This window comes from Enterococcus sp. LJL90 (assembly GCF_056924355.1).
Map to the genome: position 1 here is coordinate 1 of NZ_JBXPBQ010000024.1, position 11,848 is coordinate 11,848.

Here is an 11,848-nt window from a genome sequence, read left to right on the forward strand (position 1 = left end):
GTAAATTTCTTCGAGTAGATATCTGTCCTGATTGTCAGTCACCATTAAAATTTATTAATGGAAAATATGGAAAATTTTATGGATGCACAAACTTTCCTAGATGCCGGTTCACCAGAAGAATGGGAGATTAGTTGTGTATGATTCTGATACGTTGACTTTAGATAATCGATTGTGCTAGTCACTCAAATATCCATATAACTTTCACTTACTGGCGTTGAGCAATTTATTATTGTTTCTGCTAGTAATGATTTAAACATCTTCCTAAGAAAAAAAGTAAGGATCAAAAACATATCATGTTTTTGATCCTTACTTTTTTTACCTCTTTAAACACTTCTTATTAAGTGGAATATTGAGTATCACAAACTTATAGCTTTAGCAAATTATGATTAAATCAAGTGTGTTTACGTTCTCTATATAGAAAATATAGAGCAATTGCGAGTACACTGATTCCACAAATTAAGCAGATTAGAGAGGATAAGGAGTAGTCACCAAGTTGTGGTAATTTACTGCTTTTTTGATGGTCTGTAGAAACCTCATACGTTGTACTGCTAATTTGTTGGATCTCCTCTGAACTACTGGAGCTACTGGCGGTTTCAGTTGTTTCAGTTGGGGATAAGGTTCCAGCAATCGTTACAGTTCCTTCATTTGCACTTACATCTACCGGGAAAATTCCACTGACCATTGTAAGAAAGAGGAGGGTAAGTAAACCTAGCTTATATGTTTTCATAAAAAAATACTCCTCTGTAGAGTATAAATTTTTAGCTCCAGCTTTGAGCCGCGAAAGTTAATGTCATGGTGAACGTTGGCGCAATCTTGTCAGTAAGAGCTGAAGACAAAGTCCCGTCATATTTGAATGTTGCGGCATTATTTTTAACGGTGCTGCTGTCTGTAGCTGCGGTATCCGTCTTTGCAACTTGACCAACGTTATTGGCTAACACTAAACTAGTGGCACCTGTCACTCCAGTAGTTCCAGCTGAAACTAAAGAAGCTGTTGAGGAAGCTCCGTTATCATTTCTAGTTAGATTAACAGCTAATGAAGAAATCGCAGATACATCCACTTCATTGGTTTTCGTAATTTTAGAGGCAATCACGCTCACCGGACGCCCAGAATTATTGGTAATAGCGTAGGTTGGAGACTCGATAGTCGTGCTTCCTGCAGTATTGTAAAAGATGGTTGCTGTATCCAAGGTTACATTAATCCATTGATCAGACCCTTCATTGATAGGGGCCTCGGGATCGGTATTACTTTGACCTAATGTTCCGTTAATCTGCACATCACCAGTGTTAGTTCCGTTGTTAATGGTTGATTCGGCGGCATGTGCAGTTGTCCCACCTAATCCAAGTGTGGCAAGAGTGCCCATTCCTAAAAGTGTACCTAAAAGTTTTTTATTCATTATATGTGGTTCTCCTTTATATTGTTTTTTTATCAAGCAACTGTGAAGCTAACCGTTGCAGCAACTTGACCTTTTGCTTCTGAAGTTTCCGCATCGTACAATTTGAATAAGGCCGTCCCAGTATACGTACCTGCATCCAAATGAGTATCTAGCGTGGCATTTTTGACTTCATAACCAACGGCAATAGCTCCTGAGTTATAGACTACCCTGCCGTCATCTAAGGTGATTGTGACCGCAATCGGATAAGCATTAGTGGGTGGGTTTTGGATATAGAGATCACTTGAATCATCTTGACTGTCCACTTGAATTTCCGAACCGATAATCATTTGAAATTGGCTAGCATCAACTTCCGCTTGGGCGTAAGTCGCAATTTCATCATCGGTCATTGCGGCCGCATCTTTTCCGTCTGGTAAGAAGCTACCGGCCACAACTGTCGCTGTTTTTTCCTCAGTGTTTGAGGAGAAATACCAGTAGAGTCCACCTCCGATGGCGGAAATTAGTAAAAGCAGCAGAGCTATGATTATCCATTTTTTTCTTTTGGTTGTTTTCTGATTTTTTTTCTTCACTTGTCTTTTCTCACTTTCTTAGCTGCCGATGACGACAGTCAATGTATATTGAATATCTGCAATTATTCCAGCCTTATCATGCTATCTGAAAAGGTTGGTGAGTATTCGTCTAAAAAGATTCAAAGTTGTCATCTTTAGTGACTGACATTGAAACTGAGTGTGTAAGTACTATTTCTGATGCCGTCTAATGGCCCTGAGTAGTCACCCACAAAGTAAAATGTTCCAACATTCGTGCTATTTTCTATATAAGAACTGAGCTCTATTGCAGAAGAAGTATTGACTGTTGTTAAATCCATTGACAGTATGTTCTCTGTCAATGGGGCAGATAACTTTAAATCCAGTGTGGTTTGATGAATAGAGTTATCAGCTAGTTCTGGAACAATACCAAATTCAGTCGTTAGCGTTTTAAATGCTGAAACACTGACAAAAACATTCGTATTGCTATGGTTAATGATGCTATAATGCTCGCTTGTGTAATCCCCCATCATAGTGGATGAAAAAGAAGCCTCAGTAGGAAATTCAACGAAAATTCCTACAGGTAAAGCATATTCGTTTTCTACCCACTTACTAGTCGAACTTGTCGTAAAATTACCTGCAGCAGTTGAGTATGAAAGGAGCCCCCTTAACTGAGTGTATATATAATAAGTTTGCGCTTTTAGGTCACTATATATACTTGTACCTGAATTTGTAACACTCTCATTGATTAAATCATTGGAAGTAGTGTTTGTTATAGCTGTTTGAGCAGTATTTGTAGTTAAATCCTCTGAAACTAAGGCATGATCAGCTATTTTCGAATTAACTTCTGATGTAGTAATCGAAGAATTAGTAGTAGTTAGACCGTTGATATTTAAATCACTTTGATCCATTGCGACAGTAGAATCAACGTCTACAGAAGTTACTGCAATAATAGGTTCGTATACCCAGGCTGTTTTACCTGCCGTGTTTGAAGAAGAAACAATCGAAGATCCAGCAACGTCATAGGTTACATAGTCGCTTGTCGTTGTAGCACCTGCAGAAAGCGTACTAGATTGGTAATTATTTGTATTGATAGAATCTTTTCTATTTATTGTCATAGAAGCGTTTGTAAATAAAGCATTTGGCGTAGCAGCATTGGTCGCAAATACAACTTTTTTTGGAGAAGTTGTATTAAGGGTTGTAGTTCCATTTAACCCCCAACTGGTAACACTGGTTTTTGTTGACTCAAAGTCTATTATTGAGTTGTTGCCTGCATTAATAGTTGTTGAGCTAGATGTATTCAACCCTCCTGCAGTAGTAGAACCACTTCCGTTTACTAGGTTATATGTGAATGAGGCACTATCATTTACATTTAATGTAAATGCATTTGATTTAGCTAAGGTAGTTTTTCCATTACTGACAATCAAATTTGCCCCATCATTCAGCGTAATATTTAGAGTCCCTGTATCTTGTTCACCAGAAAAAACTTCTGAAGTCCCACTCCCTGCGACACTAATAGTTGTGTTGCTGCCAGAATCAAAAATCAGATTCTCAAAGGCAGAGGAGAAATAAGCACCACTGGTTGTACTTGAACTTGTGAACGTATTGTTTCCCTGGAATGTAATGGTATTGTTATCTGCATAATAACTATTAAATGGCGTTCCATTAAATCCAGAAATATTGAATGTGACATTATTAACGACAACATTAAGATTCATACTTGTTCCTTGATCGGTATATGGATAAACTAATCCTCCATTCGTAAAATTTTTGTATGTTGAACTTCCTATGGATAGGTTTTTGAACGTAATGGTTAAATTAGAGTTCAAAATGCGAAGAGGTGAGTCTGCAGAGTAAGCATTGGTCGTTCCTGTGTATCCAAACAATAAGCTATATTTAGATGTGCCTGATGTACCAGAGCCATCGATAATCGTATCTGTTGTATAGTACAAGGATTCAACAGTACTCGTCGTAGAAGTAGTCGCGGTACCACTAGAAAAACCATAAACAATATCACTGTTAAGTAGTATATATTTTTTTGTTGTCGTCCCTGCATTCATAGCTGTCTTGAATTGTGAATAGTTAGAAACTGTATATAAAGTATAGCCATCAGGAATTGTTGCAGCATTTGCTCTGTCAGGTTTCACAATAAAGAGCAATATTATTCCTACTATAATTAGCAATATTGAATTTTTCTTCATAATATTCTTTTTCCTCGATTCTCAATAAGAATATAGTCATCATAGTCGTTTTTTTTGAAAATTAGTATTTTTATGTTTTTTTATTCAGTCATCTTTCCTTTCGTTTCAACGAAGATATTGATAATAACAGGAATACTTGTCTAATTCAACTTTTTCAAACTATATATAAAACTAGAATCAGATAGAAGAACAAATAAAACCCATAAAAAATTATTAATATATCATTTTTTTTTTAAGTATATCTCATCAATAAACAAATTGTAGTATTCAGGTAATTAAACATCAAAATTGTGATTTTTTTTTCTCTAAAAAAATTTTATTATCATAAATAATTTAAAGGAATTTTATGTTTTATTCTTGCAAATGAAAAATAGTTAACACCACTAACTAAAAAAAAAATTCAAATCACTAGAGTTTCAATGTGAATTGGTAGCGTAAAGAATTATGTGAACTAGTTCAAAGTTTAGTGGCTTCACATTTGAAAGATTTATTTTTTTTCAAGCTATTTTTCGTGTTATGAATATATTTGTTTGATTATTCGTGAAAATGTGATATTCTATATTCATGTAATTGGAAGGTGACAACAATGACTAGAGGTTTTACTGAAGAAGATATTGCTAATATTAAAAACAACTTACAAGTAGCTTGTGAAGAAAGTTGGCGAGTGAGAGGTTATAAAAAAACTAATATTCCTTTACTCACCAAAGCAGTTGGAATTTCATCGGGAGCTTTTTATCTCGTGTACAAAAGAAAAGAAGACTTGTTTATAGATGTTTTAGGAAATGTTCAAAATAAATTATTGGATATTTGGTCACAAAATTTAGATGAATCGGATAAAAAAATTGATGGTTTCAAACAAGGATTGAAATTTCTATTTAAAGAATATCAAGCTTATCCAGCTCTTTATGATTTAAATAGCTCTGAGTACGTCTTATTTTTAGCGAAACTGCCTGAAGAACAAATTGAGCACCTAAAAATGAAAAGTTCGGAAATTTTTAGAACAGTTATTACACGCTCAAAGTTAACCTTATTATTACCTGAAGACGACGTCATAAACATCATTCATTCTATTCTTTTCTTGTCCTTAGTGGACAGCGATACACTTAAGGGTACAGAAAAAACCTTTAATTTTTTACTAGATAATACTTTAACAAAATTGTTTAAGGAGACAAAAAAATGAGAATCATAAACATGTTTAACTCAATGATGAACTGGTTTGAACCTTTTTTAGGTAACGTAATAGTAATTATGGCAATCATTACTTTTCTGGTTATTGCCATTGGGATTTTCTTTATGATAAAAAAGAACGTTATGGTAAATATTTGAGTCTAGTTGGCTGTTTATTATTAATAAACCCATTGATTCATTTATTCCTACATTAGGAGAAAAAATATGATAAAAGAGTTGAATCAAAAACTAAATAAACTAAACAAAAGTATTGATTGGAATATGGAAGTTCCAGTACCAAGTAAAAGAGCTTTGGAAATTAATGAAAAGGCCCATATCATTATATCTGGTACATGCGTGTCTATAGGGGTGTTAACAACTTCAAAATGGCTAATCGGAATTGGAATATTAAGTGGCATAAGTGCAACTTTTACACATGCAGGAAAGAAAAGTTATGAATAGAGTACCCAGTTTCGAAAAGTAAGAAGAAATAAAACTTAAATTCAAGTTTCTAGGAAGGTTCAAAAAAAGCTTAAAACTGATTAACCCTTGATGAGTGTTCTATTACATGAATTTAGTGAACGCGGCTGTATAAGGGAAGCCATCTCGATGAGTTGGCTTTTAGAATGAAACTAGCCCCGGAATGATGTCTTTTAGGATTGAAAGAAAAACTTAAGTCAATTAACGACGGAATTAATCTACTTGATATAACGTAACTTATGTAAAGTAAAAGCCAGTTCACAAAATGAACTGGCTTCTTTTGATAATTAGAGTTAGGTATATTAACATAATTGATGTCTATAAGAATCAAGGAAAACTTTTCGGAGATACAATATCAGTCGAAAAGTCCTTTTCAGTTTGGAAACTTTAAGACTTCTGGTCAGAGGAAAATAGCTGTCTGGAGAACAATAAATAATTCCCTTTAGAAAACTAATCTAGAACAGTTGTCGAGGAGTCTTTCAGGGAGAGATATTGTAATCAATAGTACAATCCAACATGGACAAATAAACGAGTCAGAATTCCGTTAGCACGGGATTCTGACTCGTTTTCTAGTCGTTGAAATTTTCAAAGTAGGTATCAATTTTCTTCATTTCATCTTCATCATATTTTGCATATTTTCCAACTTCATGAAGAATATGCTTAATTTCATGGAGAGCTTTTCTTTCTGCATACCATTTCTTAATTTCATGTTTTTTATCTTTATCTTCATTCAATGCATCTAATTTATCTAATTCTGTATCTAATTTTACTACCGTGTCTGCAATGTTAGCTAACACCTTATCTTCTTTTTTTTCATAATCCGTCATGTGACTCACCACTTTCTTTTTGTACTCAATATTATATATTTTTTATCATAAAAAGTAAAACAAAAGACTTTAGATACTCAAATAATCACTTTCGTTTAAATTTGGTAGTTTATCGTTTTTACTATTAAATAAAAAATGTTAATCTGATAATAGATATATGGAAGGAGCGTGATAATCATGGGAAAAAAAACAGGATTTAGTTGGCCCTATTTTCTAATAGGAGTAGTATTCATTATTGTTTCTTTAATTGCCTTTAGAGATCCGCAAAGTAGCCTATTGGCCATCGTTTATGTATTTGCTTTATCTGCAATCTTGAAAGGTGGATTTGAATTATTTTTTAGGCGTAAAATTCATGAACTGACAAACCAAAATGCAACAGCTTTATTTTTTTTAGGAATATTTGATTTCCTGGTCGGAATTTTCTTTCTGTTTAATATCTCCGCAGGTTTATTAGCTTTACCGTTTGTATTTGCAATTTGGTTTATTGTCGACTCTATTATAGCTATCTTCACATCGTCTATCTATAAAGATAGTGCAAATGGTTATTATTGGTTTACAATTATTCTAAATGTATTGGGGATAATTGTTGGGTGTATGCTGCTATTCAATCCGCTTACATCTGCTTTAACGCTTGCATTCCTAGTTGGTTTTTATTTTATGTTAAATGGAATTTCTTTAATGGTGTATGCTTTTTAAAAAACATACACCATTAAAGTGAGGTTTTTGGATTTGAGTCAATATCTTAGACAAATTTTAGTAGAGACGTTTACGCCATTTTTACTTTTTCCGACTCTTCAAACTCCTGTGGGGTTAGATAGTGAATCGAGCTATGGATTCGATTTCGGTTATAAAATCCTTCAATGTAACTAAATAGTTCTCGATTTGCTTCTTCAAAATCTGAGTAGCTAGTCGTGTAGACTTCTTCCTTTTTCAATGAGGCCTGGAAAGATTCGATTGCAGCATTATCATAAGGTGTCCCCTTTCTACTATAAGAATGCCTTAATTTGTTGGTTTCAAGCCATTGTTCCACTTCTCTGGCTGTGTATTGGCTGCCCAAATCAGTGTGTAGAATCATTCCTTCTGGAATGTGATAATGCATTTTTGCTTTGTTAAGCGTTTGAATGACACAATCCACAGTCATTCGTTTTGAAAATGTATAGCTAATAATCTTTTTCGTGTGTAAATCGATGATTGAAGATAAGTAACACCAACCATTTTTCTTAATAGGAATGTAAATAATGTCAGCTACCCATTTCTCACAGATAGTCTTAATAGAAAAGTCCTGATTTAAGAGGTTCTCTTTTAAATTATCGGTTTATTAGACCTTTGAGGTCTATATTTTTTAACTACAATCGACCTTAAATTTAATTGTTTCATTAGCTTTTGGACATGTTTAAGAGATACTGAAATACCTTCTTTTAATAAAACTTGATGGATCTTTGTGGCACCATAGCGTTGTTTATTCGTAAAAAAAATTGTTGAAATTTTCTTTTTCAACTTATTATTTCTGATTTCTGTAACTGTCAATGGTTTGTTCTTATAAAAATAATAGACACTTCTAGAGATTTCTAATAACCGACACAATAAAGAAACAGTGTAATTCTTACCTCATTTTCCAATAAATTGAACAAGCGAATTTAGGTTTTCCGAGAGAATATGGCTGCGGCTTTTTTTTAAGATTTCAAGTTCCTCTTTCAAACGATCATTTTCTTTTTTCAGTTCAGCCACTTCTTTTCCAGTCAGTCCCGTGGACTGATTAGGTAAATATAAATTCTTCCATTTGTAAATCGTTGCTTCAGATAAGCCATATTCTTTCGCCAACCCTCGAACAGAACGTCCAGTTTGATTCAGTTCAACAATCATCTGTTTAAAATTTTCTTCATATCGGGTCATAAAAATTCATCCTCTCGTAGATAAGTTTAATTTATTCTTGTCTCTACGAAAAGCTGTCTAAGATTTGGTACTAACACCAGTGCAAATTAATGAATGAAATGAAGCGAACCATTTTCAAGAGGATGTTATTGGCAAGATAATTGGTTACGATGACTTGAATATTTTTATTGGAAAGACCCCTATTCCATCTGGACAAATCAGGCACATTGAAATCTTTAAAGGATAAGAAATATCACTGAAGGAGGAATTTTTATGGGAAAGTTAGATTTTTTAAAAATGGTTGAGGAATTATCACTTGATAAAACTGGTAATACATTGAGCGGTCACTCTCAACATGTCTGTTTGGATGATTATTGGCTAGAGGAAGATGAAAAATTTCAGTTCATAAATTTTTTACAATTACGATACCCTGGTTATACGTTTGAAATTGTGTGGGTCATGGGTGGCTTTGGAATTGACCTAATCTTTACTGACAGTGAGAAGAAAGCAGCTTACAATTCTATACCTAAAACAAAAACAGTCAGACAAGCTATGCAAGAAGCACAAGAGACTCAAGGAATGTTCATTCATCTTTTTTCTACTAGCAGTCTGGATGGAAAAATTACGGACAAAGAATATCAATCACTTCTTAACGCCCATAAAAAATAGCTGAAGTAATGCATAATAGTTTTGATAAATGAAGCTTTCATATTATGTCATGGTGGCAATGACTATTTAACAATACTCCAATATGTACCTGTTTTACCAACTGAAATCTGGAGGTGATTCTGTGTCTTTAACTACCGATGTTTATGAAATGATAAAAAGAAACAGCTCAATTGAGGTTATAAATCTGGAAACCGGAGAAAACGAAATAGCATATGACAAGAAAACTTTTGAAGTCTTGCTGGCATTTGAAGGTATCTCTTTAGGTGAATTTTTGAATTTTGATTGTAACGGAACTAAAGAGAAAAAGAGAAATTTCTCCTAGATTATAAAACTAATTTATCGGTATTTTTAACAGAATTACCACTAAAACAAGGTTATTCAACATTTTGTATAAAAGAGAAAAAGAGAAAAGGAGAAATGTCCCCTTTTCCCTTTTATCCAATATACTTGTTGCTTTGAATGTTCGCAATAATTCTTTGAGCTCTCTCATCATAATTATTCTTGTAGTAAAATTCGGCCATGTTCCTTAAAGTTTCATATTCTCTTGTTCCATCAAAATCACTAAAAATTTCTATCAGACTTTTTATGTCAGGATCAACTTTAATAGTTTTTCTTTTTTGAGAATCACTTTTTTTTGTTGTGTTGAAAGCTATTGTCGGTTCTTCTTGTTTTTCCTCATTTATTCTGGAAGTATTTGCAACTTGGGCAACAGTAGGACGTTCCTTTTTTTGTCTATTGGTTAATGGCATGCTGCTCACTCCTAACTTCGTATGTTGACAAATCCAATTCTCTTGCAAGTTTGGTAAATTTGTTACCATTTAAGAATTTAGGCTGGTATTGGTAGTCCTCGGGGATATCGCCTTGAGTTTCAAAAAGTGCGATTCGTTCTTCAATTTCACAGAATATGTCAGCAAACAGCGCAAAAACCTTTCTGTCATGGTGGTCAATGACGGTAATACCGTATTCTGGGTAATCTTCCAACCGTTTTGAGTTACCAACTATAGCGTTAAACGTGAAGTTGTCACCAAATGCTTCTCTTGTATTATCAATGATTGTTTGATGAAGTTCCCTTTTTGGTTGTAGTAGGAATGGTAACAGTCCAAGGACTTCTCCTTTAAAATCGTCTCCGAAATCATCAATTAGTGTTTGAAAGTATTCATTGATGATGTCAAGGGAACCTTCAAATGAATAGGTTTTTGTTTCTTGTGTAATCACGAAGTAATCTGCACAAACCATAGCATTATCAACTTTGATATCTGTACTAGGCCCAACATCAATCCAGATATAATCGTAATTATCTTTAATTTTATCGAGGAGCTTCGTAAAGTGAAACGTCCTATCTTTTTTGTAGTTTGGGTTGCCCTCTTTTGGGTATAAGTCTTCTAAATGGTCTCCAAGCTCGGCCATGTCTCTTCCGCCTGCTATCATGTGTAAATTATCAGTTAACTTGACTATTCCTGATTGTAAATCTTCGTCTAAGATACATTGATATATTGTTTTGGGAAAGTTTGTATCGAAAGTTTTTCCCATCAAACTAGTTTCGTTTGCCTGAATGTCCCAATCAATAAGCAAAACATTTTTATTAAACATTGCATTTGGTAAAGTAGCTACCATCGACTCACCAGCTGTAGACGTTGTCTTTCCAACTCCACCTTTTTGATTAGCATTGATGATTGTCCGACATTTCTTAGTCAATTGAAGAACCAATTTCTGATAATCCATAATAGGCCTCTTTTCTGTAAAATGTATTTTATCTCCTAAAAACATTATACAACATTATTTATTGAATTACCATCAATAAATGTATTTAGGAGAAATTTTCCCTTTTTTAAGGTGTAAGTTTAAAGAACGAAAAAAAGAGAAAAGTCCCCTTTTCTCTTTTTCTCTTTTTTAACTTTAAAAGAGAAAAATCTCTTTTTCTCTTTTTCTCCTAAATGTAAGAGACTAGTAAATTAGCGTTTTAATTCAATTAAAGAGAAAAATCTCTTTTTCCCTTTTTCTCCTTTTCTCTTTTTGCTGATTAAATTTTGATTGTTTAATTTCAGGAGAAAAGTCTCCTTTTCTCTTTTTCTCCTAAAATATTTTTTCAATTATGCTGTTTACAAAGTGCTGGACAAATGTTTACAATTACAGAGAATAAAAAAAGACAAACACTTTTATGAGCACCAACTCATAAATTGTGTTTGTTACGGAACAGATGTCTTTTCTTTTTTAGGGTTTAAAATACAAACCTAACCACTTGTATTTTATCAAATCTTGAAAAAAAATTCAATACGAAAAGGCTTATTTGAGTGCGAGTTCATTGAGATTTGGCATGATTTTAAGCTTTTTTTAAAGTTGAGGACACTGTGTTATTTGGTGTCCTCTTTTTTGTACTCAAAATCGAAAGGTGGTGTTCATATGCAAATCCAAGAAGTCTATTCATTGTTCTTAAAACAAGGCATTCGTCAGTATAAATTCAAAAACAGCAAGATCAAACCAATTGACTACAAATCGGATGGAAAAAAAGGTGCTATATTCGGTTTCCGGTCAAAAGAGAAAATGGCCGCCGGCCGTGGAGTTGTCTTGACTTCAGAAGAAGCCATTTTAAATAACTTGGATGGTTTTACGCATTGGACACCGAACGTCTATAGTTTTGGGACCTATGCTGACAAAGAAAAAAGCATTGTCAAAGGCCATGCTGAAAACAATTTGAAACAAATCAACACGTTTTTAAT

13 protein-coding genes and 2 pseudogenes are annotated in these 11,848 nt (G+C 33.7%); 7 read left to right on the forward strand and 8 right to left on the reverse strand.

Translation table 11 applies throughout. From position 1 onward, the window contains the following. The first annotated feature begins 20 nt into the window (after nt 1-20). Nucleotides 21-131 carry a topoisomerase DNA-binding C4 zinc finger domain-containing protein gene (locus AC1Z3S_RS19460; RefSeq protein ID WP_461741765.1) on the forward strand — a complete coding sequence of 37 codons (111 nt, stop codon included), beginning with the start codon at nt 21-23 and terminating at the stop codon, nt 129-131. Between the two features lie 260 nt (nt 132-391). Here AC1Z3S_RS19460 and AC1Z3S_RS19465 read toward each other — a convergent pair whose 3' ends face one another. From AC1Z3S_RS19465 to AC1Z3S_RS19480, 4 genes are all read right to left on the reverse strand, one after another. Next, a complete protein-coding gene (locus tag AC1Z3S_RS19465; RefSeq protein WP_265460417.1) occupies nt 392-727 on the reverse strand; it encodes an EF2685/EF0750 family sortase-dependent surface protein in 336 nt (111 codons plus the stop codon). Between the two features lie 31 nt (nt 728-758). Beyond that, nucleotides 759-1,361 (reverse strand): hypothetical protein, encoded by a 603-nt coding sequence (locus AC1Z3S_RS19470; RefSeq protein WP_265460418.1) that lies wholly within the window; start codon nt 1,359-1,361, stop codon nt 759-761. 65 nt (nt 1,362-1,426) lie between these two features. Next, entirely contained in the window at nt 1,427-1,960 is a 534-nt protein-coding gene (locus AC1Z3S_RS19475; protein WP_265460419.1) for a hypothetical protein, read from the reverse strand. 134 nt (nt 1,961-2,094) lie between these two features. Then, complete coding sequence (locus tag AC1Z3S_RS19480; protein ID WP_461741757.1) at nt 2,095-4,116, reverse strand: autotransporter outer membrane beta-barrel domain-containing protein; 2,022 nt, start codon at nt 4,114-4,116, stop codon at nt 2,095-2,097. A 586-nt stretch (nt 4,117-4,702) separates the two neighbouring features. Between AC1Z3S_RS19480 and AC1Z3S_RS19485 the strand changes: the two genes are divergently transcribed. Together AC1Z3S_RS19485 and AC1Z3S_RS19490 are read left to right on the forward strand one after the other, a co-directional pair. Continuing rightward, nucleotides 4,703-5,296 carry a TetR/AcrR family transcriptional regulator gene (locus tag AC1Z3S_RS19485; protein WP_461741758.1) on the forward strand — a complete coding sequence of 198 codons (594 nt, stop codon included), beginning with the start codon at nt 4,703-4,705 and terminating at the stop codon, nt 5,294-5,296. 212 nt (nt 5,297-5,508) lie between these two features. Further along, nucleotides 5,509-5,745, forward strand: coding sequence for a hypothetical protein (locus AC1Z3S_RS19490; protein WP_461741759.1), 237 nt, complete (start codon nt 5,509-5,511; stop codon nt 5,743-5,745). A 587-nt stretch (nt 5,746-6,332) separates the two neighbouring features. Here the strand turns inward: AC1Z3S_RS19490 and AC1Z3S_RS19495 are convergent. Then, nucleotides 6,333-6,590 (reverse strand): hypothetical protein, encoded by a 258-nt coding sequence (locus tag AC1Z3S_RS19495; RefSeq protein ID WP_461741760.1) that lies wholly within the window; start codon nt 6,588-6,590, stop codon nt 6,333-6,335. A 177-nt stretch (nt 6,591-6,767) separates the two neighbouring features. Between AC1Z3S_RS19495 and AC1Z3S_RS19500 the strand changes: the two genes are divergently transcribed. Next, complete coding sequence (locus AC1Z3S_RS19500) at nt 6,768-7,286, forward strand: HdeD family acid-resistance protein (protein WP_461741761.1); 519 nt, start codon at nt 6,768-6,770, stop codon at nt 7,284-7,286. 70 nt (nt 7,287-7,356) lie between these two features. Here AC1Z3S_RS19500 and AC1Z3S_RS19505 read toward each other — a convergent pair. Beyond that, nucleotides 7,357-8,483 (reverse strand): annotated as a pseudogene (locus AC1Z3S_RS19505) (IS3 family transposase). Nucleotides 8,484-8,735: 252 nt separating this feature from the next. On the opposite strand from AC1Z3S_RS19505, the gene AC1Z3S_RS19510 reads away from it, so the two are divergent. Together AC1Z3S_RS19510 and AC1Z3S_RS19515 are read left to right on the forward strand one after the other, a co-directional pair. Continuing rightward, the gene (locus tag AC1Z3S_RS19510; RefSeq protein WP_461741762.1) at nt 8,736-9,131 is read left to right on the forward strand and encodes a hypothetical protein; all 396 of its coding nucleotides are present in this window, start codon (nt 8,736-8,738) and stop codon (nt 9,129-9,131) included. Between the two features lie 121 nt (nt 9,132-9,252). After that, complete coding sequence (locus AC1Z3S_RS19515; protein ID WP_461741763.1) at nt 9,253-9,453, forward strand: hypothetical protein; 201 nt, start codon at nt 9,253-9,255, stop codon at nt 9,451-9,453. Between the two features lie 112 nt (nt 9,454-9,565). On the opposite strand, the gene AC1Z3S_RS19520 is transcribed toward AC1Z3S_RS19515, so the two are convergent. Together AC1Z3S_RS19520 and AC1Z3S_RS19525 are read right to left on the reverse strand one after the other, a co-directional pair. Continuing rightward, nucleotides 9,566-9,880 carry a hypothetical protein gene (locus tag AC1Z3S_RS19520; RefSeq protein WP_461738558.1) on the reverse strand — a complete coding sequence of 105 codons (315 nt, stop codon included), beginning with the start codon at nt 9,878-9,880 and terminating at the stop codon, nt 9,566-9,568. Next, nucleotides 9,864-10,853 (reverse strand): AAA family ATPase, encoded by a 990-nt coding sequence (locus tag AC1Z3S_RS19525; RefSeq protein WP_461741764.1) that lies wholly within the window; start codon nt 10,851-10,853, stop codon nt 9,864-9,866. The genes AC1Z3S_RS19520 and AC1Z3S_RS19525 overlap by 17 nt, the downstream gene beginning before the upstream one ends. A gap of 678 nt (nt 10,854-11,531) precedes the next feature. On the opposite strand from AC1Z3S_RS19525, the pseudogene AC1Z3S_RS19530 reads away from it, so the two are divergent. Further along, nucleotides 11,532-11,848: pseudogene (locus AC1Z3S_RS19530) on the forward strand (primase C-terminal domain-containing protein); the annotation flags it as partial.

Bases quoted from the DNA above. Each gene is read 5' to 3' on its own strand.
- AC1Z3S_RS19490 (WP_461741759.1), top strand. From the start codon at position 5,509: ATGATAAAAGAGTTGAATCAAAAACTAAATAAACTAAACAAAAGTATT.
- AC1Z3S_RS19470 (WP_265460418.1), bottom strand. From the start codon at position 1,361: ATGGGCACTCTTGCCACACTTGGATTAGGTGGGACAACTGCACATGCC.
- AC1Z3S_RS19520 (WP_461738558.1), bottom strand. From the start codon at position 9,880: ATGCCATTAACCAATAGACAAAAAAAGGAACGTCCTACTGTTGCCCAA.
- AC1Z3S_RS19510 (WP_461741762.1), top strand. From the start codon at position 8,736: ATGGGAAAGTTAGATTTTTTAAAAATGGTTGAGGAATTATCACTTGAT.
- AC1Z3S_RS19485 (WP_461741758.1), top strand. From the start codon at position 4,703: ATGACTAGAGGTTTTACTGAAGAAGATATTGCTAATATTAAAAACAAC.
- AC1Z3S_RS19500 (WP_461741761.1), top strand. From the start codon at position 6,768: ATGGGAAAAAAAACAGGATTTAGTTGGCCCTATTTTCTAATAGGAGTA.
- AC1Z3S_RS19525 (WP_461741764.1), bottom strand. From the start codon at position 10,853: ATGGATTATCAGAAATTGGTTCTTCAATTGACTAAGAAATGTCGGACA.
- AC1Z3S_RS19465 (WP_265460417.1), bottom strand. From the start codon at position 727: ATGAAAACATATAAGCTAGGTTTACTTACCCTCCTCTTTCTTACAATG.
- AC1Z3S_RS19495 (WP_461741760.1), bottom strand. From the start codon at position 6,590: ATGACGGATTATGAAAAAAAAGAAGATAAGGTGTTAGCTAACATTGCA.
- AC1Z3S_RS19480 (WP_461741757.1), bottom strand. From the start codon at position 4,116: ATGAAGAAAAATTCAATATTGCTAATTATAGTAGGAATAATATTGCTC.